Source organism: Flavobacterium sp. FlaQc-48 (assembly GCF_044007335.1).
In the GTDB taxonomy this organism is placed as follows: domain Bacteria; phylum Bacteroidota; class Bacteroidia; order Flavobacteriales; family Flavobacteriaceae; genus Flavobacterium.
Window position 1 is genome coordinate 1 of the sequence record NZ_JBIPCR010000067.1, and the last position, 361, is coordinate 361.

General features: G+C 46.3%; 1 protein-coding gene. It reads left to right on the plus strand.

The window, feature by feature from the left end; all coding sequences use genetic code 11:
* Window positions 1-361: Ig-like domain-containing protein (locus ACHRWY_RS27610; protein ID WP_395359238.1), on the plus strand; the 361-nt coding region annotated here is incomplete at both ends.

The window sequence follows — 361 nt, forward strand, 5'->3', positions numbered from 1 at the left end:
CGGCAAAAGCAATCAGTGCTTTAAGCGGAAGCGATACCGACGGAACAGTAGTAAGTTATACGGTTTCTACTTTACCGGCTCACGGAACTTTAGCCTTAGGCGGAGTTGCGGTAACAGCAGGTCAGGTATTAACACCGGTACAAGCAGGAAACCTTACCTATGCACCAAGTGGTACATTTACAGGAAACGATAGTTTTACCTTTACGGCTACCGATAATTTAGGAGCAGTAGATGTTACTCCGGCTACGGTGACTATTCCGGTAGGGAATAACGCGCCGGTTGCTCAGGATGAAAATACAAATTCAGTTATAGCATCTACAGCGGGAGCTACGGCTATCAAAGCTTTAACAGCTACCGATAC